The organism is Leptospirillum ferrooxidans C2-3, assembly GCF_000284315.1.
Classification (GTDB): Bacteria; Nitrospirota; Leptospirillia; order Leptospirillales; family Leptospirillaceae; genus Leptospirillum; species Leptospirillum ferrooxidans.
Map to the genome: position 1 here is coordinate 603,360 of NC_017094.1, position 20,594 is coordinate 623,953.

The 20,594-nt window shown below is 49.1% G+C and carries 16 protein-coding genes, 1 tRNA gene and 2 pseudogenes; 9 read left to right on the forward strand and 10 right to left on the reverse strand.

The annotated features are described in order from the left end of the window. The first annotated feature begins 9 nt into the window (after positions 1 to 9). The 5 genes from LFE_RS03175 to LFE_RS03195 all read left to right on the forward strand — a co-directional run bounded on the left by LFE_RS03175 (position 10) and on the right by LFE_RS03195 (position 5,655). Positions 10 to 1,293 carry a restriction endonuclease subunit S gene (locus tag LFE_RS03175; protein ID WP_014448830.1) on the forward strand — a complete coding sequence of 428 codons (1,284 nt, stop codon included), beginning with the start codon at positions 10 to 12 and terminating at the stop codon, positions 1,291 to 1,293. Beyond that, on the forward strand, positions 1,290 to 2,411 hold the full coding sequence (locus LFE_RS03180; protein WP_014448831.1) for an AAA family ATPase: 1,122 nt from the start codon (positions 1,290 to 1,292) through the stop codon (positions 2,409 to 2,411). The genes LFE_RS03175 and LFE_RS03180 overlap by 4 nt, the downstream gene beginning before the upstream one ends. Continuing rightward, positions 2,408 to 4,015: a type I restriction-modification system subunit M gene (locus LFE_RS03185; RefSeq protein ID WP_014448832.1), complete on the forward strand. Its 1,608-nt coding sequence runs from the start codon at positions 2,408 to 2,410 to the stop codon at positions 4,013 to 4,015. The genes LFE_RS03180 and LFE_RS03185 overlap by 4 nt, the downstream gene beginning before the upstream one ends. Positions 4,016 to 4,081: 66 nt before the next feature. Continuing rightward, on the forward strand, positions 4,082 to 4,978 hold the full coding sequence (locus LFE_RS03190) for a DUF4747 family protein (RefSeq protein WP_014448833.1): 897 nt from the start codon (positions 4,082 to 4,084) through the stop codon (positions 4,976 to 4,978). A gap of 5 nt (positions 4,979 to 4,983) precedes the next feature. Continuing rightward, entirely contained in the window at positions 4,984 to 5,655 is a 672-nt protein-coding gene (locus LFE_RS03195; protein ID WP_050989474.1) for a hypothetical protein, read from the forward strand. Between the two features lie 11 nt (positions 5,656 to 5,666). Here the strand turns inward: LFE_RS03195 and LFE_RS03200 are convergent, their stop codons facing one another. After that, on the reverse strand, positions 5,667 to 8,627 hold the full coding sequence (locus LFE_RS03200; protein ID WP_014448835.1) for an IcmB: 2,961 nt from the start codon (positions 8,625 to 8,627) through the stop codon (positions 5,667 to 5,669). Positions 8,628 to 9,174: 547 nt separating this feature from the next. On the opposite strand from LFE_RS03200, the pseudogene LFE_RS03210 reads away from it, so the two are divergent. After that, positions 9,175 to 9,590, forward strand: a pseudogene (locus LFE_RS03210) (aldo/keto reductase); the annotation flags it as partial. Between the two features lie 142 nt (positions 9,591 to 9,732). On the opposite strand, the gene LFE_RS03215 reads toward LFE_RS03210, so the two are convergent. After that, a complete protein-coding gene (locus LFE_RS03215) occupies positions 9,733 to 10,059 on the reverse strand; it encodes a hypothetical protein (RefSeq protein ID WP_014448838.1) in 327 nt (108 codons plus the stop codon). A 386-nt stretch (positions 10,060 to 10,445) separates the two neighbouring features. Between LFE_RS03215 and LFE_RS13555 the strand changes: the two are divergent. After that, positions 10,446 to 10,604, forward strand: a pseudogene (locus LFE_RS13555) (aldo/keto reductase); the annotation flags it as partial. Between the two features lie 97 nt (positions 10,605 to 10,701). Here LFE_RS13555 and LFE_RS03220 read toward each other — a convergent pair. Beyond that, positions 10,702 to 11,772, reverse strand: a complete 1,071-nt coding sequence (locus LFE_RS03220; protein WP_014448840.1) for an RNA-guided endonuclease InsQ/TnpB family protein — start codon at positions 11,770 to 11,772, stop codon at positions 10,702 to 10,704. Between the two features lie 492 nt (positions 11,773 to 12,264). Between LFE_RS03220 and LFE_RS14640 the strand changes: the two genes are divergently transcribed. Both LFE_RS14640 and LFE_RS03235 read left to right on the forward strand, forming a co-directional pair. Continuing rightward, positions 12,265 to 12,459 (forward strand): type II toxin-antitoxin system HicA family toxin, encoded by a 195-nt coding sequence (locus LFE_RS14640; RefSeq protein ID WP_041773983.1) that lies wholly within the window; start codon positions 12,265 to 12,267, stop codon positions 12,457 to 12,459. 9 nt (positions 12,460 to 12,468) lie between these two features. Continuing rightward, positions 12,469 to 12,675, forward strand: coding sequence for a type II toxin-antitoxin system HicB family antitoxin (locus tag LFE_RS03235; protein ID WP_014448842.1), 207 nt, complete (start codon positions 12,469 to 12,471; stop codon positions 12,673 to 12,675). 417 nt (positions 12,676 to 13,092) lie between these two features. On the opposite strand, the gene msrB is transcribed toward LFE_RS03235, so the two are convergent. From msrB to ftsH, 7 genes are all read right to left on the reverse strand, one after another. After that, positions 13,093 to 13,560: a peptide-methionine (R)-S-oxide reductase MsrB gene (msrB, locus tag LFE_RS03240; protein ID WP_014448843.1), complete on the reverse strand. Its 468-nt coding sequence runs from the start codon at positions 13,558 to 13,560 to the stop codon at positions 13,093 to 13,095. A 301-nt stretch (positions 13,561 to 13,861) separates the two neighbouring features. Beyond that, positions 13,862 to 15,601: a methyltransferase domain-containing protein gene (locus tag LFE_RS03245; protein ID WP_041773984.1), complete on the reverse strand. Its 1,740-nt coding sequence runs from the start codon at positions 15,599 to 15,601 to the stop codon at positions 13,862 to 13,864. Between the two features lie 503 nt (positions 15,602 to 16,104). Further along, a tRNA-Asn gene (locus LFE_RS03250) sits at positions 16,105 to 16,180 on the reverse strand. Positions 16,181 to 16,315: 135 nt separating this feature from the next. Continuing rightward, a complete protein-coding gene (locus tag LFE_RS03255) occupies positions 16,316 to 16,990 on the reverse strand; it encodes a CdaR family protein (protein ID WP_014448846.1) in 675 nt (224 codons plus the stop codon). After that, positions 16,987 to 17,895 (reverse strand): diadenylate cyclase CdaA, encoded by a 909-nt coding sequence (cdaA, locus tag LFE_RS03260; protein WP_014448847.1) that lies wholly within the window; start codon positions 17,893 to 17,895, stop codon positions 16,987 to 16,989. Before cdaA ends, LFE_RS03255 begins: the two co-directional genes overlap by 4 nt. Next, entirely contained in the window at positions 17,882 to 18,739 is an 858-nt protein-coding gene (gene folP / locus LFE_RS03265; RefSeq protein WP_050989475.1) for a dihydropteroate synthase, read from the reverse strand. Before folP ends, cdaA begins: the two co-directional genes overlap by 14 nt. After that, entirely contained in the window at positions 18,726 to 20,525 is a 1,800-nt protein-coding gene (gene ftsH, locus LFE_RS03270; RefSeq protein ID WP_014448849.1) for an ATP-dependent zinc metalloprotease FtsH, read from the reverse strand. Before ftsH ends, folP begins: the two co-directional genes overlap by 14 nt. Positions 20,526 to 20,594: the final 69 nt, after the last annotated feature.

A 20,594-nucleotide genomic window follows, 5' to 3' on the forward strand; every position in this document is an offset into this window, starting at 1 on the left:
GATGACAAAATGAAACGTCCACTCGTTCCACGACTACGGTTTCCGGAGTTTCGGGAGGCGGAGGAGTGGCAATCTCCTTCCTTGGGGGAAATTTCAGAACCTGTCGAAGAACGAGTGGGAGATCAACAACTCACGCCCGTTAGTATTTCCGCAGGGATTGGGTTCGTGCCTCAATATCAGAAATTCGGACGTGATATTTCCGGAAACCAATATCAGCTGTACACCGTGGTTAGAGATGGTAACTTTGTTTACAACAAAGGGAATTCTCTCAAATATCCCCAAGGCTGCGTTTACGATCTTCAGGGCTGGGGTGAAGTCGCGGCTCCCAATGTCTTTATCTGCTTTCAACTGAAAGATGGATTTGAGAACAGTTTCTTTCGGCAGTGCTTTGAGAAGAACGCGCATGGCATTCAACTCAGAAAGCACATCACAAGTGGTGCAAGGAGTAATGGACTTCTAAATATCAGCAAGAAAGATTTTTACGATATCAGAATTCCGACACCAGAACATGCCGAACAACAAAAAATCGCGGACTGCCTCTCCTCCCTCGATGAGATGATCACTCTGGAGGCCAAAAAACTAGAGGCCCTCAAGACTCACAAAAAAGGGTTAATGCAACAGCTCTTCCCTCGTGCGGGGGAAACCGTTCCACGACTAAGGTTTCCGGAGTTTCGGGAGGCGGGGGAGTGGGAAGAGAAAACAATATCAGAAATCGGCGAATTGTTGGGCGGTCTGAGCGCCAAATCTGCCGAGGATTTTGGCCAAGGATCACCGTTTGTTACTTATCGCCAGATATTTAACAGTACATACATTGATATGAAAGAGTGCAGACGAGTTAGAGTCGAGAAAAATGAGACACAAAACAAGTTACAGCAAGGGGATATTTTATTTACAGCATCGTCAGAAACTCCAGATGAAGTTGGCGTTGCTTCCGTTATTCTCGCTGAACCAGAAGTAGAGACTTACCTAAATAGTTTTTGCTTCGCTCTTCGAGCTTATAATTACAATAGTCTGAATGGTCAGTTCTCGCGGTATCTTTTTCATAGTCCTAGCTACCGCAAATCTGTTACTGATATCGCTCAAGGGAGCACTCGATTCAACATTTCCAAGTCCACTTTTAGGCAGATTCGTATTGCCATTACCAAAGATAAAAAGGAACAACAAAAAATCGCCGATTCCCTCTCCTCTCTCGATGACCTGATCACTCTGGAGACCAAAAAACTCGAGGCCCTCAAGACTCACAAGAAAGGGTTGATGCAGCAGCTCTTTCCGGTACTGGAAGATGAAGAATGAAAGAGTCCCAGCCCTTCAATGACCTGTCTGCGCTGGCGAAGGATCTACGGCAGGAGTTGGAAAAAAAGAAGATCATTCTTCTCTATGCCTACAACGGTACGGGCAAAACGCGGCTGTCCATGGCCTTCAAGGATCTTGGCAAGAAAACAAATGATGATGACGAAACCATCGATCGTGACACGCTCTACTTCAATGCCTTCACCGAGGATCTTTTCCAATGGGATAACGATCTCGATGGCGACAGTGACCGCCAGCTAGTGCTCAATGCGGCGTCGTACTTTTTTGCAGGTCTCGCCGAGTTGGAAATGGAGACCCGAATCCGTCCTCTGCTGGAACGCTATGCGGATTTTGACTTCTCCATCGATACGGAAAAATGGGAGGTATTCTTCTCGCGAAGGGTGGACGGGCAGATTCTCAACAACATCAAGGTCTCGCGCGGCGAAGAGAACATTTTCGTCTGGTGCTTCTTTCTTGCCATCGCCCAGTTGGCGATGGACCCTGAGATAGAGGCTTATCGCTGGGTAAAATATCTCTACATCGATGATCCCATTTCATCGTTAGATGAGCAGAACGCCATTGGAGTGGCGAACCACCTCGCACAACTGCTCAAGCACGAAAACAGCCACCTCAAGACCGTCATCTCAACGCATCACACCCTATTTTTCAATGTGCTGAGCAACGAGCTGAAAAATGCTCGAAAGTATTTCCTCCAAAAGCCGGCAACCAGTAGCAACTACATCCTTCGGGAGGAGACGAGCGATACGCCTTTTTTTCACCATGTTGCGGCCTTAACAGAGTTGTATCAGGCCGCACAGGAAGACCGGTTATTTACCCACCATTTCAATATGCTACGCGTCATTCTAGAGAAGACTGCCAGTTTCCATGGCCACAAGAACTTTTCGGCTTGCATCAAGAAGCAAGACGATGACCAGGACGGGATTCTGCATGCCCGCCTGATCAATATCCTGAGCCACGGCAATTATTCCCTCTACGAACCCAAGCAAATGCTGGAGGAAAATAAACAGCATTTTAGGAAGATCCTGTATGATTTCCTAAACCGCTATCCCTTCAATCCAGACTTTTTTCCTAAAGCCTCTGAGGAAACAGACACATTATGACCGACATCGAAAGGCAACAACTGGGCAAGACCCTTTGGAACATCGCCGACCAACTAAGGGGAGCGATGAATGCGGATGACTTCCGGGATTACATGCTGGCGTTCCTCTTCCTTCGATACCTCTCCGACAACTACGAAGAAGCGGCGAGCAAGGAACTGGGGCCTGACTATCCCTCCTTGTCGTCTGGCGACCGGCGCGCCCCTCTTGCGGTGTGGTATGAACAGAACCACAACGATACCCCTAAATTTGAAACACAAATGCGACGCAAGGTGCATTACGTCATTCGCCCGGAATACCTCTGGTCAAGCATGGCGGAAATGGCGCGCACCCAGAGCGGGGAGCTTCTGAATACGCTTCAGAAGGGGTTCAATTATATTGAAAACGAATCCTTTAACAGCACCTTTCATGGGCTGTTTTCAGAGATCGGTCTAACCTCGGATAAACTGGGAAAAACCTATCCGGAACGCAATGCAAAACTGTGCAAGATCATTAGTGAGATCGCCAAGGGACTCTCCGAGTTTTCCACCGACAGCGACACATTGGGGGATGCCTATGAGTACCTGATCGGCCAGTTCGCCGCAGGCTCCGGAAAGAAGGCGGGCGAGTTTTATACCCCCCAACAGATTTCCAGCATCCTGTCGGGCATTGTCACGCTGGACAGTCAGGATCCCTCCACCGGGAAAAGGAATCATCTGGAGAGCGTACTCGATTTTGCCTGCGGTTCGGGATCGCTGCTCCTGAACGTGCGCCATCGTATGGGACCGCATGGGATCGGCAAGATCTACGGACAAGAGAAGAACATCACCACCTACAACCTGGCCCGGATGAACATGCTGCTACACGGGGTGAAGGATTCTGAATTCGAAATCTTCCACGGTGACACGCTGACCAATGAGTGGGACTTCTTGCGTGAGACCAACCCGGCCAAGGTACCGAAATTTGATGCGGTGGTGGCCAATCCGCCCTTTAGCTACCACTGGGATGTTACTGATGCAGTGGGTGATGATGTTCGCTTCAAGAACTATGGCCTAGCCCCAAAATCTGCCGCTGACTTTGCTTTCTTGCTCCATGGGTTTCATTTTCTGAAGCCCGATGGCGTCATGGCCATCATCCTCCCGCATGGAGTGCTGTTCCGAGGAGGTGCCGAAGCGCGTATTCGGACCAAACTGCTGAAAGACGGCAATATCGACAGCATTATCGGGCTTCCGGCCAACCTCTTTTACTCCACCGGAATCCCGGTGTGCATCCTGGTACTAAAGAAATGCAAGAAGCCGGATGATGTTCTGTTCATCAATGCCGCAGACCACTACGAAAAAGGCAAGCGCCAGAACCGGCTAAGACCTGAAGATATTGACAAGATTCTCGAGACATATCAGAAGAGGACCGAAGAGGCGCGGTATTCGAGACGGGTCTCAATGGAAGAGATTGAGGGAAACGATTTCAATCTCAACATCTCCCGTTATGTCAGCACGGCGCAGGAAGAGGAAGGGATCGACCTGGGGGCGGTCAATTCAGAATTGATTTCTCTTGAAAAGAAAATCGAGGCGGCAGCCAGACGACATAACGAGTTTCTCAAAGAACTGGGGTTGCCATTGTTGCCGTGAGAGGGAATCCCGGAGGATCTCCGCCTAAAAGAGATTTATCATTAAAATGAATAGGGGGTTCATATTATGAGGAAAGCCAAAGACAGGAATATTAGTATAAGTATTATTAATATTGCTGTTTCCCCTCCACATGAAGCGAGCCGATATGTTCAACTCATGCAGGATGCACTTGAATTAAAAAATCCAGTGAATCTCAAAGGGGATTGGGTTGGAATGATAGGTGTCATAGCGGCAGAAGAGGAACGCACAGAAAATAGTGTAAGGTTCCTTTGTGGAAAATTTTATAAATACATAGACCTCATCTCAACAAAAAAATGGTTTAACATTAAAGAGTTCAAGCCTGCTCAGAAAAATGAAATCGAATCTATTCAAATCCCAGATGAACTAAAACCGCATTTTCAAGAATCTTTTTTTGTTTTTTTAATTGAGCATCATCGCTTATTTTTTATCACAAAGAATGGTCAAAACTCATTTTCTCCTTTTCAAGCAAATAAAGTCCTTTCCAGTGTGTTTTCTAGACCAGAAATTTTAACAAAATATGAAAATGTTAGTATTACAGTGGAGCCAGCCCGTGAATCCTTAGATAATATTTTGACGTTACCTCAGTTACACACTTTGAAAATTGAAATTACTCCTCCCAATCCAGACGACCTTGGTGAAGATGAAAAAGAAATCTTCGGCAGAATGCATGATCAAAATGCAAGGTCCTACAGTGTGGAGCTTTCTGCTGCTACCAAAAACGGGTTAATACCAGATGAAAAAACAAGAAAAATTGCTAAGGTCGCACAATCCAATGGGATGGTTACGGGAATTGGAGGAGAATATGGGAACACAAATACTTTATCTACATCGCAACACCCTTACTATGCAAAAACATCTTTCAATCCTGAACACGAAAATATATTTAATGTATTAGTAAAAAAAGCAATAGATATATGGAGTAACATAAATAGCAAGGAATAAAACTGGTGTTTAATAAAATATTTGCTAATTACAAGAACTTGTTTGATATAGTGCATAGGTATTGGAGTGCATACGGAGGCTTCCGTGCTTTCCTAAGTTCCCCGTATTTCCATGCCTCATTAGGAATGTCCTTATTGTTGAAGCATTATTGGATGGAGAAGCCTTGGTGGGAAACCACACTTTCTGTACTTCCTAGCGTTCTTGGTTTTACCTTGGCAGGCTTTACTATTTGGCTCGGATTTGGTGATGAGAAATTTCGATTAAGACTCATGGTGGGTAAGGATAAAAGAAGCCATTATATGAGCGTATGTGCAACATTTGCTCACTTTGTTATTATTCAGATAATCGCAATTTTATTAGCTATAATGGCTTTGGCCTATAGATTGTCAATCCCAAAAACTCCCTTTTTATTGGAATTATTTAATTACATTAAGGTATTTTTAAGATTTGTTGGATTCTGGTTTTTTATTTATGCCATCTTCACAGCACTAGCAGCTACACTCGCTGTTTTCCGAACTGCTACTTGGTATGAACGAATTTCTAAAGAATCCACTTGTTCTGCTCTTGAGAAAGTGAAGAATGGCATTCCTATGGAGCAAGCGGCGAAGGAAGAAGGAGTTGAGTTTTCAACCCTTTACCGGGTTTCCAACCAAAAAGATGAAAAAAATCAACCATGAGTTAACTCTCTTCACCTCTTCTTCTCCATCTCCTCCACCAACTGCTGGACCACCGTCTTATCAGCGTCTCCGCTTTCTCCCCGGTCCTTCATGTTCTGGGAGCGGCGCTCGATCTCTTCCCGCGCCGAGCCTCCCGGAAATCGGGTGGCAAGTCTCTTTCTGGCCTCCACAGGCCCCAGAAGTCGATAAAGCTCATCTCTCAGAACCGCGTCCTGGGAGGTCGTCGAAAACGCCCACAGCTCGATCGGCCCCAAGGTGTTTGTGACGAACTGCTGGAACGTCCCCCGGTTCGTCACCATCCGGGCAATCAGATTAGCGCCGGCTTTGGACGGGGACCCTATCTTCTCCATTGCCCCCAGCACGCTCTCCGAGAATCCGAAGATCTTTCCCGCCTTGTCGATCGCCTGCTTCGTGGCCGCTCCCAGGATCCAGACCGAGGTGGAGAGATCCACCATCGTCTCGTCGAAATCGTTGATCGACTGGGAGAAGAGGGCAATCTGGATTCCTCTTTTGCGGCCTTCCCGGATGTCTGTCATGACCTGCGTCCGCACAAGGGGTGCCGCGTCGGTGCGGTGGAACTCGTCGAAGACCAGGCGCTTGGCGTCCTCTTTCAGATCCCGAGCCCTGTCGAGATGAAAGGCCTTGTAGCGGTCCGGGGCCAGGACTGCTTCTTCCGCGTCCAGGAAAAAGTCCCGGACGAGCATGTATCGTCCCAGGAGATACATGACAGCCGTCTGGCGGGCGGCCGGTCCCGAACCTTTTGGACAGACCGCATCGAGATCCAGCGCCACCACCCGGGCCTCTCCCAGGTCGAACTTCGTTTCCCCCGCCAGAATCGGGTACTCCCGGATCGCTTCCTGGATCCGTCGCTTGAAATACTCCACCACAGATTCTCCCGTCGGAGTTGTTAACCGATACTCGGAGGTCACCGCAGGATCGCTTGCTATGGACGGGATATCCTTCAGATTCGGAACGGCATGCGTCTGAGCAAGCCATGCTTCCCGGATCCGCCCCTGGTCATAGAGAGCGTCGACGACGTCCCACCAGTAGAGTTTAGGATGCTTCTCGAAAGGGAAGGCGATTTCGGAAAGGGCCTGGTCGACTACGGGATCGATGTGAGGAGCGTATTCCCGGGGAGATGCGTTCGCTTCCCGGTCCTCAAGGGAGGAATACGCCCGATCGACCACGAGGCTGGCGATCCCCGAAACTCCGTCATAAGGGTCATTCGCTCCCAGAGGGGTCGCCAAAAGGCTCAGGAAATTCGCGAGAAACGCCCGGTGTGCCGGAAGAGGGGTGCGGTAGCCCAAGGGCAGGTCGAAAGGATTAACGGAATAATCCGAGCTCATCGTCACCCGGTAATGGGCTGCCAGATGCTTCTTTCCTTCCGGTAGTGCCCCCTTCAGAAGCGATATGAGTCCGGACGACGATGGGCCGATATCGAGGATGGCGATCCGGGGAAGACGCCGGAGACCCGGAAGAAGAGAAAGCGCGAGGTTCAGTGCGTTCGAAAACACGCTCTTTCCGCCGCCGCTAGGAGCAAATCCCAGCTCGATCCAGGAGGATTGAAGGGGAGATCCGGGCTGGAAGGGCAGGATCTTCCCGTCGGGAGAGCGGAGCAGGAGGGCTCCCTTCTCGAACACGCTGGCCGGACGGACAGGAATCGTAGGGGCCACCTCGGAAAGTGGTGCAATCAGGACGGGCGCAACCGACCGGCGAGAAAGTCCCGGAACGGTCGAAACGAGTCCCAGAAAGGGATCTCCCGTTCTGGCGGTTGCCTCCACTCCGCCCCAGGCGTTTAGTGCCTGCTGGAGAATGGAAGCGTTCCGGCGGACCTCTTTCCCGTCTTCTCCCCAGGTGCAGACAGCCATGGAGATTCGTACAACCGGCTGTCCGGCCAGAAAGCGGGCCCGGATGTCTTCCGCACCGGCCAAGATCTGCTTGTTCCGGGCCGAAACGAACGACAGGATCTGGGCGACCACAGGCCGCCAGGAGAGGCTCCCGATTCCGTTCCCCTCGAACCGGAAAAGAATCCTCCATGGGATTTCCCGAAGGTACGAGAACAGTTCCCCGAAGGGAACGGGGGAGAGTTGGGGCATCGTTACGGAGAATGTCCGGATATACCGGTCCCCCAGACGAACGGTTTCGAGATCCAGAACCTCGGCAGGTCGGGGAACGACCTGTTGTGCGACCTGTGGCCACTGGACGCAGTCGATCAGGTCTTCCCCCGGATCCGGGTACCGGACCGGAATTTTGTCTCCGGGAAGTCTTGGCCTCCATTCTTCCGGAGTCACATCCGGATCGACCATGTGGCGAATCTGCCGTAGCGCCGTGTGGCAGTCGAGTGCCCGGACGAGGAAGCCGGTCTGGGAAAGCCCCATTTCGAAATTGGAGACCACCGCCCGGTGCTTTTCCCGGAGACGTGCGAGACCGGCATAAATATCCTGGCCGGCAGAACCTGATCGCCATTTTGAGGATTTCCGTTCGCCGTCGCGTTCAAACTGCCGGTCCTTGATGGCTTCTTTCCGGGAATCGGGAGGCAGAACGTCGGGAGTGGTCCAGACAGCGATAAGGACGGACTCCTGAGCACACCAGTCGGACAGAACCTTTGTCTTTTCATCGAACAGATCCGATAAGTCAAGACCAAGGCGCCCGGAAGTCCGGATCGCCGAATCCAGACTCTCCCGGACCGCCCGTCTGGATTCCAGAGGATCCCGGGAGAAGGACAGCTGGACGATGTGTCCTCCCCGCCCCACCGCCGTATTCAGGACATCGGCGATTTTTCCCACAAGAACGTCGAATTCGGGCCCTCCCACGAGGGACGCCACGCCACCGACGGACAGAAGTGTCACGAGAGAACCGTCCCTGGCCGCCAGGACATACTTCGAGTCTGCCGTTTCGAGTTCTACGAAGGCGCCTGCGGATCGTCCCAGACCGTCCAGAAGACTTCCCGCGATAGATGAACCGATGCTCATTCCCGATTTCTCCATTGTGACGAATTTGTGACGTGACCTTAAACGGAGGGCTTGGAATTTCAATCCGTTTTGATCCGGTTAGACTTTGGCAGACACCGGATAAGTTGTTAAAAAACAAGTATTTATGGCAATACAATCCTGACTCTTAATCAGCGGGTTGGGAGTTCGATCCTCCCTCGGCCCACCAACACCAGCCATGCTCACAAAGTCAACCTTTTCAGTTGAATCCCTCTTAACTATGATCAGCAGATGAGCGTTTCTCATCAATCGAGCAATACCTCCTCCTGGCGTTTCAAGGGCCAGATCCATTTGTGTCTTTTTAAGACCTAACCCTTTCCAATGTTTATTCCATTCCAGATTTTACCAGCCCAATCCGAAAAGAAAAATTTTAATTTTAAAAAACGTATGAATAGGCAATGAATAAATAGGATCGTTCTACCGCTCTCGCCTGTTCAGTGATAGATTGGATTCATGAAGGTTCGGGACTATTCGATGACAACGTCTACCATGTTTTTTATTCAGGAGGACGGTATATGAAGATACAGTCATTGGGAATGAGCAGATTGCATGTGTTCTCCATTTGAGCTATGGGTTGGGCCCTGCGGTGGCAAAATCGGAGGCCCTCTACTTGATCCGGTCGGCGGTAGAGCGGGGAGTCACCTTTTTTGATACAGCCAGAGCCTATGGGGCATTCATTAATGAAGAAACTGTTGCAGAAGTCTTTGAACCCTTTCGGGACAATGTGGTGATTGCCACCAAGTCTGGCTTTAAGGAAGGAAATTCAAGCGAAGGATTAGACAGTCGTCCTGAACGAATCAAAGAGGTGGCCGGAGCCGTAAAAAATCTGATTCAGGAGGGGAAGGTCAAATGTTTTGGTCTCTCTGAAGCGGGGTGGAAATCATACGGCGGGCTCATGAAGTCCAGCCTGTAACGGTCCTTCAGAGCGAATATTCACTCTGGTGGATTAACGTGGTTTTTTGCGGTCATGGATATTCCCATACAAGAGAATTCCACCGAGTAGAGCCGAAAGGAAAAGGCCCATGATGAGGATCGTTTCCGCTGCGGGACTAAAATGAATCATGTCTGGCCGTCTTTCTACAGGAATCTATCGGGAAGCCATTTTTGCTTCAAGAGCTGCCAATCGTTCTCGGATATCAAGGGCGGTGGAAAGTTTATCTTCCAGATGATCCATTCGTGCATCCTGACGCAAGAAACGTTCGTCCATACGAGCAAATCCGTTGTCGATTTTGGCATCTAGCCGGGCAAGTCCATTCTCGATTTTGTCGTCTAGTTGGGCAAGCCCATTGTCGATTTTGTCATCTAGTCGCTTGATCTCGACTTCCACGCGTGTCAATCGTTCCCGAAGATCGCTGATGCCAGGTGCGACGGTTTCCTGAAGAATTTTCTGAATCGCTTCGATGGAAGAGGCCATGGTTTCTCCTTTTGATCGAGTTTACTGGAAGGGGTGCGTTATATCAATATTTTTTGCAATGGCATTAGGATCGTAAAGAGGAATTGATGCCTCGTTCCGTGAGAAGGGAAAAGAAAGCTTAGCGAGGTCTCTTGTGATCAGGGATATTCGCATACAAGAGAATCACTTCTTCGTCCTTTTTCTGTAAACTCAACATTGATATTCCTGTTCAAATTCCTTTGCGTTTAGTAAGAAGAAAGGAATAGAAGTTAACATAGGTCGAATAGATTCCCTCCATCCGCTTGTTGACATTCAAAAAGAAGACAAAAATCCTTTTTCAAAGTAAGGAAATGCAATCTTTTATAAAAAATAACCGCCGGGAATTTTAAAAAGTCGCAATAATTATTAAAGAACGCATGATGGAAACCATCGATGTCATGGATTTTGAACTGTCAGACTCTGACATGAACAGGATCACGGCAATGGATACTGCGACCAGCGCGTTCTTCTCTCATCGCGATCCGGCTATGGTCGAATGGCTAACCGCCAGGAAATTGGATGTGTAGAAATGCAAATTGGCCCTTGAAAAACATACTGCGAGGAGATCAACTACCGGCCACTCAGCCGAGGCTGTAGTGGGGGTTTGCAGTTCAAGCGTTCGATTCAGACTGCGATAGGCCGATTGATTGCAGCCTTGAAGCGAATGTTCCGTGCGGCATTGATGTCCGCATGTTCGGTATGGGTGCACCTCAAACAGGAGAAATGGCCTTGAGACGTTCGGTTGTCTTTTTCGCAATGTCCACACACAGAGCATGTGCGGGAGGTGTTTCGTGGATCGACAACCACCACGGGAACGCCTTCCAGAACAGCCTTGTAGGTGATAAAGCGTCTCAACTGGTCAAACGCCCATTTCCCGAATCGTTCCCTTTGGCTCTTTCCAACCATTGTCCGGCCGTTGAATCCCTTGAGATCCTCAAGGGCAATACCTCGTCCGGTGCCTTTTGCCTTGGAAACGATCTTTTTCGAAAGACAGTGATTCGTGTCTTTCTTGAATCGCGCTTCTTTGCCAGATACTTTTTTCAGGTGGCGTTTGGCATTCTTTGTTCCTTTCTCCTGAAGCGCTTTTTTCAGGGTGTGGATCTTTTCCCGAACCTGATCCACCCCTTCTCCGGAGAACGATTCTCCATCGGAGTCGGTGGAAAGATGGACGATCCCCGCATCGACTCCGAGACACTCTTCGGGGTCATAGGGTGTTCCGTCCGGAACATCGATCAGGAGATTCAGGAAGAATTTCCCGCCGGAGGTGGTGAGATCCGCCTGTCCGAGCATCTTGTTCCGGTCGAGCGGAGCGTAGTGGCCGAATATCAGCGAAACGGTGATCCGTCCGTGGACCGTGGCCATGGAAGCGTGGGAGAGGGACTTGAAAGACAGAAGACGCTTGTCGTATTCCATGGCCGAATGTCTCTTGAAAGAATGGAGCGTTTTCTTCTCCGTCCTGTAGCTGCCGGAGACCTTGGCAATGGCCCGGACGATCATCTGGGAGGTGAGGGCGGGAAACCTCTCCCTCACTTCAAAATAGACCATATGGTGGAGTTTCATCTGGTGCGGGGTCCCGGCCTCGAAGGACTTTCTGGAAATCCAGTTGCAGGCGTCGTTGAAGCTCTCGATCGTCTCCAGAAGAGACTTGGCCTGTTCTTTGGTCGGGGTCAGTTTGACCTTCAATGTTTTTTTCATAGACCCATCACAGGAAACATTGTTTCCTGTCTCAATTCCTAACAGATGATAAGGAGCAGCGCATTCCTCCCGTTCCCTGATATAAACCGTCCAGGGAAGGGTATCCTGCGCGAAAGAAGATGAATTATGAGTGACATGTAAAACATCAAACTTACAAGGGTGGCCCCTCTCTTACAAACCGTCGGAAATGTTGGCTATAGGATCAGGAATGCAGCAACAACAATGCTGCACCTTGTCCCCTCTCAGGAGGAGATCCAAGCAGAGCAACCTGATAAATCGCAAATTGCCTGAAACTCAGCAGGGACCTATAGATGGACGCCGAAAGACCATGCAGGCTCGACGCTCCAAGTGTTGAACGTGGTGTCCAGAATATGAGCCGCCCCTACCAAATTGTCGTGCACCCATTTGAACCAGACACCTGTGGGCAGATCTTCTTTCATGTGAGTCTTATTGATCTGTTTGGCTATTTCGAAATATGGTATTCTGGCATTCATGAAAGTTTCCGAGGTTCTTGATCTTCTAAAACAAGACGGCTGGTTTCTAGTCGATACGAGGGGAAGTCATCGACAATTTAAACACTCTCTCAAACCCGGCCGGGTTACAGTGGCTGGGAAAACAAGCGATGATCTTTCCCCTGGAACATTGAACAGCATTTTGAAGCAGTCCGGCTTAAAAACAAAGAAATAAGAGGTCAAGATGCGTTATGCTATTGTTATTGAAAAAATGGAATCGAACTATTCTGCGTATGTTCCTGATCTCCCCGGCTGTATTGCGACCGGATCCACGATTGAAGAGACAGAGAGTTTAATTAAGGAGGCGATTGCTTTTCATCTTGAAGGAATGCGGGAAGATCATCAACCCGTCCCGGAACCGACGAGTCTTGTGGAATATGTTTCTATCTGAAAGTTTTTACTACTCACTTGGCTTCAGGTAGATCGTTTGGAACCTGAGCAAAGTGAGGGGGAATACACATTCTGGATCTCTTCAAATCTTAGTCTATTCCATGTGCCATATTCATCGTCCGAAACCGTCTTTTATCGTCCGGCAATGTCCGAGAAGCTGAGGGCAGATCCCACATTTTGCCTTGTGTTAGCGCTTCGGTTTCGGATTCTTAATCAGCGGGTTGGGCGTTCGTTCTTCCCTCGGCCAACCCACCCACCGCCTGTATATAAATTTCCTTTATTCATCTCTTGCCCTGCTTTCTGACACATGGCTGTCGGTAACAATCTTGAACTCACGGCTTATCTTGCCATTTTCTCCTTTTGCCATTATTTTTGGGATACGTTATTTTTTCCAGAGGAAATTGCTTTCAAAGGGCCATTATGGTTTAGGGACAAAATCAAGGGATACCATATTGATACAGTATCTGAGACCCGTTGGTTTTGGTCCATCATTAAAGACATGGCCCAAATGGGCATCACATAGCCGACAAAGCACTTCACTCCGCTTCATTCCATGGCTGTTATCTTCCCTGATGGCTACGTTTTCCGTTGAGACAGGTGCATAAAAGCTTGGCCAACCGGTTCCCGAATCGAATTTTGTTTCTGAATTGAAAAGGGTGGTCCCGCAGCAGATGCATCGATAGAGTCCAGGGCTTTTCTGATCATGTCCAGGGATGGAAAAAGGACGTTCGGTCTGGTGGTCTCTTGTCACTGCGTAGGAGAGGGGGGATAGCCGCTCCTTCCAGGATGGATCTTCCTTGACCTTTGGAAGGATTTTTTCCCCAAGATAATCTCCTGTTTCGGAATATACTGCGATTTTAACCTTGTCAGAGTCTGATTCAGCCATTATTGATCCTTATATTTTAGATTTTCAGTTGAGATGTTTTTTTGTCGTAAGATCAAAACATAATCCGATAGCCTGACCCGGTCAAGCCATCATTCGGGGGGGGATCAAGAACGTCTGCAGAAGGTACTGTCATCTGTGTGCAAGGAGATCTTCAAGGATAAAATGAACAGAATCAGAAAAAAGGCGGACAACCGCCTGATGGAGGATGTTCTTCATTCTTGAAAATGGATTATTCCGCTCAGCTATCGGGATGGAGACTTTGTATTTTGAAGAAAAATTGTATTGATAACTTCTGAGCTATCTATTCTTGCACTCCTTCCCATTCCTCGATCCCCTGATCGGTTTTAAGTGAAACCCTTTTTAATGAGAGTGCGTTGAAAAGAATTTCAAGAGATCGTTCTGATGGTTGTATTTCAATATTCCAATTAGGATTCATGACCAACGTTCCCTGTGCCTCGACAAAAAATCGTCTCCGAATCGGTTGGCTTTCATTTTTGATAAATGCGGAACTCCACCACTCCATCATTCTTTCTGAGGATTGAAGAAGAACTTTGGAAGAGGGAAGCTTGTCCCTCTTATTTCTGTTTGTAGAAGCATTTGTTGGAAAGAGGTTCCAAAGGTCGTCACATGGCCATGCGGCCCACGGAAAGCAATGATCAATATCAAGGTTCTTTTCTGTAAGCTTTTTTCCACTCCAGATGCAAAAAAGTTGATTTTTATCCAAAAATCGACGAGCGATCTCTTTGACGGTTGATACATCTCTTCTGGGTTCAGACCATTTCATGGCTTCAATGATGACTCGAAGGTCTTTTTCAACCCCCAACCCTTCTTGATAACTCTCCATGAGACGGATCCATTCGCCCTGAAGCGCTGGTTCAATCCAGGCGTCGTAACGTGACAGGGCTTTCCATAGATGGAGAGGGATCAGCATGTCTCCAAAACTTCGAAGGATGTCTTCATCAAGGCAAAAGGATCCAGAAGGCATTCTGTTTCTCTTTTTTTTAGCTTCAAAGATCGGATTATTTTTTCCCGGAAAGGTCATATAGTGGGCGGGCATTTTGGTAATGGTTTCAACGGCATCTCGAATCGATCGATATAGTGCAAGGGCTGTCTCGCCTGAAAATTGTAGTCCTGGACGGAGGTCAAGAGGGGAGAGACGAAGATGCTGCCAGGATTCCCGAATAAACCCCAGGCCATTCGTGCCTTTATTTGTAGGGGTTTGAGGGAGTTCGGCGGAGATAAGGGGTTTGTATAGCCTAATCCAATACAAACCGACGAGGCCAAGAGGAATAGAAATCAAATCTTCCCCTATGAGCCGTCCCATTCCTTGGGATCCATCGGCAATGCGGGCGATAGATCGAAGAAGTCCCAATTTGTAGGTCGAACTTTTATCCGACTTCAAAATGACATGACGAAAAAGAGTCAGAGCTCCTGTTTCATCATCCGGGAATTTGAATGCAACATGGTGCCAAGTGATCTCATTTCGTCCTAGGTGGTCTGGCTCAGTGTCAGAGTGTAAAACAGACATTCCATGAGATTTCGCCAAGTACTCAAGTTCATCGATGGATGTGTCAAACATGGGACAATCGGGATCGTCTGAACCATGTCGGAGTGTGATGGCAAGAAGCCCAGCCGGTTTAAGAAGTGAGACGAGTTTTCGGAATGCTCGAGGACGATCGACTGGCGATACATGCATCCAGACTGCACTTAATAGAATGAGGTCAAAAGAAGATCCCTGGCGAAGGAGGGTGTCGAGCCCCGGAAGAGATTCGTCAATCCACAGGATGCCTGGATCTGGATGACGGGTCTGTCCTTCTTTTCGCATGAAGGAGGATGGTTCAACAGCGACCACATCAAATCCTAAATCCAGCAATCCTTTGGCATCTCGCCCGGATCCTGCTCCGACATCCAAGGCTGAACCGCCTGAATTGGACAAAAGTGGGAGTAGCCAGCCATGAATTTTTGTAAAGTCCATGGATTCATAGCGTTCTGCAAGGATTTTTGCTTTTGCATCATAACATGGGAGTCCGCTTGGGGCCATTTGAAGTGATCCCTTTTATAAAACTTGGATTCAACTCTGAATTACAACTTTTGAAAATGAATCTAGGCTGAGCTGGGATACTATCAATGTTATTCAAACAACCAAGTCAAAGGAGAACGAGTGAAAAAGTATAAGCAGCTCACTAATGAAATTACGATATCAGATTTATGGGCTGAAAGAAGCAGGTTAAATCACACGGCGTTGGATGAAAAAATGGGGGTAACAAGGGACGAATTCTCGGGAGTTCCGTTGAAATAGATGTCCGTGTGGATCTGATGAACGAAGCAGGCAATCGTTATCTTTTAAGCATCGGTAACTCTATGTCAATGGGAACTGTTTCACCGCAATCGAATCTATGCGAGATGAAACCCTTAGATCCCCGCAAAATGATGAATGGTTCGAGTCTCAGTGTGCGGCAAAGATTTTTCCTATCGAATGTCGAGTATGTGTGGGACCTGATTTTTATTGGGTGGGATTGGAAGAGAGTAACTGCTTGATCTTTATGGCTCCCCGGGAGGGATTCGAACCCCCGACACGGTGGTTAACAGCCACCTGCTCTGCCGACTGAGCTACCGGGGAATGTTGGGAATCTAACCACGGAAATATACACCATGCACCAACAGAAATTCAAGGGGATTCTTCCTGAAAAATGGTAGGAGAGAGCTCAAGGCACAAACTTTTGGATCTCCATCGGAACATGGATGTCTGTATCCGCTACCTGTGCGCGATTGGAACAATGGTCACCGTTACGCTCTCCGGACCGATGATCTGAAATCCTGCCCCTTCCCGGGCGGTGAGAGGAATGACAAACTGTTCGGAGTGTTTGAGCGTGATCTTTTTGAGATCGATGGGAGGAATTCTCAGCGCCCGCATCTTGTTCAGGATGATCGCATCACCCTGAACCTTTGCGGTGTTGGGAGTGACCATGATCTTGAACCGGTCAAGGGGAACGGTCAACTGACCATAATACTGAAGTTCCACCGGGATGATCCTGATGATTGTCCTGACCAGATGAAGGGAGACGAGTTCCGGAGTAATCCTCTGGATGTGGACTCCCGGGGGCAGGGTGATCATTGAGGGAGAGATTCTGACCCTTCTTGTTCCAGTGGGAATGGTATCGGCCCGGACTCTTACCGAAAGGTCCTGATCCTTGAGCTGCTGATAGAGTCCCGGAGGGGCCGTGAATGTCACCAGTACATGAGTGGGAGATGCCCGTTCCAGCTCAACAGATGAAGGGATATGATTCACGATGATCGGAACGTTCATCGTGAAAGACTCCTGCCCTCTTTGGCTGATATAGAACCACAGGAGTATCGCCAGAAACAGGGAAAGCGATTTCAGGAGAAGATTCTTTGAAAAAAACTGGCGGATTTTTTGAGAAATGATCACTTCTCCAGATCCTTCTTTTCGGGGTCCAGATAACGGTCCTGGGGTGCGATCTGTTTGGAGTATGGCCGTTTTCCGCCATATGAATCTGTTTTGCCCCCCATTTTTTGTTCAACCTTTTGCCGGAAAAGAGCCGCCCGTATGGCCAGCCGGGAGGGCTGCTGTTTCCTGAACAGGCGAACCAGAATGCTTCTGAGATCTGTCATGTTTGCCATCGGGTGGATCCTGCCGGCGATAACGTGAGAGATTTGTCCAGTTTCTTCCGATACGACGAGCGCAAGCGCATCCGTTTCTTCTGTGATCCCGATGGCGGCACGGTGTCTGGTGCCAAGATGCCTTGATACATCTCCCGAAAGGGAGATCGGAAGAAAGCACCCCGCCGCAAGAATCCTGTTTTGACGGATGATGACTGCGCCATCATGGAGAGGGGAATAGGACAGGAAAATGGAGGTGAGAAGTTCCTGTGAAATCGTGGCGTCAATCGTTGTTCCGACCTCCACGACATCGGAGAGGTCATTATTGCGCTCAAGGACGATGATCGCCCCCATACCCCTTTTGGAAAGGGTTTGTAAGGTTTTTAAAATCTCGTCTATGTCCAGGGAAGTCTCAGAAAGCCGAAATCCGAGAAGAAGAGGCGATTTTCCCACTCTTGCCAGTGCCCTTCTGATCTCCGGTTGAAACAGGATCAAGACCGCCAGAATCAATTGGGACCAAAAACTCGTGATCATCCAGTTGAGGGTGTCAAGCTTCAGGAGACGGGAAAAAAGGTATATGAAGAGAAACACCAGGATCCCGACAACCATCTGGAATGCCCGGCTGCCCCGAAGAAGAAGCAGAATCTGGTAAATGATGAACCAGACAGCGCAGATATCAACGATGCTGTGCCAGGTGATATTAAGGCCCAGCATGGATGGTTCCCTCGCGGATGGTCTGGAGTGTCTTGCGGAAGGCTATGGTTCCCTTGACATCATGAACCCTGAAAATGGAAACCTTTTCAAAAACATAAGCCATCACGGCAAGTGTTTGGGGATCCCTGTTCTCCGGAGTCTGCTCCCGGGTGATCTCTCCCAGAAATCGTTTTCTGGAAACACCAAGGAGAACAGGAAAGCCAGGAATCAATTCCTGAATGTTCTTGATCAAACGAATATTTTCCGTTGTGTCCTTCCCGAATCCGATCCCCGGGTCAAAAAGAAGTCTTTCCGGGTCAATCCCGGCTTCTGAAATCTCTTTGAGTCTCGAGTGCAAATAGTCTGAAACGGAGCTTTCAATCGAAATCCCATGCTCCTTTTTTCGCTTTGTGACGGCTGATCCTGCCCCATGCATGACAACCCCCAGAAGAGTGTCGTGTTTTTTCATGAGGTGAATGAATCCCGGGTCTTCGAGACCGCCTGTGTCGTTGATGATGAGGGGAGAATAAATCATCGCCTTTTCCATGACAACGGGATTCCTGGTATCGATGGAAATCGGGATCGGGAGCCGGGCGACCCGATCGAGTATCGGCAAGAGCCGGTCCAGTTCCATCTCCGTCGACATGGGCGTGAAGCCGGGACGGGTGGATTCCGCTCCAATATCGAGGATATCCATTCCTGAGTCCAGGAATCGTTGCGCTTTTTCGAAAGCGTCTTCTGCTGTCAGAACACGGGAAGAGGGTGAAAACGAATCGGGGGTCACGTTCATGACCCCCATAACAAGAGGCCCTGACCGGTCGGTCAGGACCTTGCGGATTCGTGTGGACAGATCAGGCGGGAGCATTGGCAGTGCGGATCAGTTCATCGACTTCTGCCCCGTCAAGGGTTTCCTTTGTGAGAAGAGCCTCTGCGATACTGGTCAGGGCCACAACATTGGTCGTAAGCAAATCCTTTGCCCTCTGGTAGTTTTCCGAGACAATCCGGCTGACTTCACTGTCAATTTCAAGCGCTGTTGATTCGCTGTAATCCCTGTGCTGGGAAATTTCCCTTCCAAGGAAGATCTCTTCATCTTTCTTTCCGAAGGTGATGGGTCCAAGCTTATCGCTCATGCCCCACTCGCAGACCATTTTTCGGGCCATGTCCGTTGCGCGCTCAATATCGTTTCCCGCGCCTGTCGTCATGCTTTTCATGACAATTTCCTCGGCGACCCTTCCACCCATGAGGATGGCAATGGTGTTCAGAAGGTATTCCTTCTTGTAGGTATACCGGTCTTCCGTCGGGAGCTGCTGTGTGAGTCCGAGAGCCCGTCCACGAGGGATGATGGTCACTTTGTGGACCGGATCGGTTCCCGGGATAAGCTTTGCCACCAGTGTGTGGCCGGCTTCGTGAAATGCCGTAACCTTCTTTTCTTCTTCAGTGATGAGGATCGAACGCCGTTCGACGCCCATAAGGACCTTGTCTTTTGCATCCTCGAAATCCGGCATTTCGACCGTTTTCTTGTTGCGTCTTGCGGCCAGAAGAGCGGCTTCATTGACCAGATTGGCAAGATCAGCTCCGGCAAATCCGGGAGTGCCACGGGCGATGGTTTCGAGATTGACCGAGGAATCGATCGGGATCTTTCTCGTGTGGACTTCCAGAATCTTGATGCGTCCTTGCAGATCCGGCCGGCCCACAACAATCTGACGGTCGAATCGGCCTGGTCTCAAAAGGGCGGGATCAAGGACATCAGGACGGTTCGTCGCCGCGATGAGGATGACACCCTCATTGCTTTCAAATCCATCCATCTCGACCAGGAGCTGGTTTAAGGTCTGCTCCCTTTCATCATGGCCTCCACCGAGTCCTGCACCCCTATGGCGACCGACCGCGTCAATTTCGTCGATGAAAATGATGCAGGGGGCATTTTTCTTGCCCTGTTCGAAAAGATCCCTGACGCGGGATGCGCCAACTCCGACGAACATCTCGACAAAGTCCGATCCGCTGATGTTATAGAACGGAACATCCGCCTCTCCTGCGATGGCCTTTGCAAGAAGTGTTTTTCCCGTTCCGGGGGGGCCAACAACCAGAACACCCTTGGGAATCCTGCCGCCAAGTCTCTGGAATTTTGACGGATCTTTCAGAAAATCCACAATCTCTACGAGCTCTTCCTTTGCTTCCTCGACTCCGGCAACATCGGCGAAGGTGATTTTCTTTTTGTCCTCAGAGATCAGTTTTGCTCTCGATTTTCCGAAAGACATGGCCTTGTTTCCTCCTGTCTGCATCTGCCTCATGAAGAAAATCCACAACAGTACCAATACAACGATCGGTCCCCATGAAATGAGAAGGTTCAGATACCAGGGATTTTCTTCGGGCGGAACGGCCACGATCCGGACATTTTTTTTCTGCAGCTCGGAGACAAGATTAGGGTCATTTGCGGCGTACGTATTGAAGTGGGATCCGTCTTTCATGACTCCGCTGATATAATTGTTCTTGATCGTGACTTCACTGATCTGGTCTGCCTGAAGTTTGGAGATGAAGTCGGAGAAGATCAGATTCTTGTATCCCGGCTGACGTACCTGAAACAGGTCAAAAACGAGAAAAATCACCAATCCAATAACGAGCCAGAGCGCGAGGTTCTTGTAAAACGGTTTCATTCACACCCCCAGAGGTCCTGATTTTTTAATCGTGAATAAGCAACATGCCTTTGCATTCTAGCATTGACA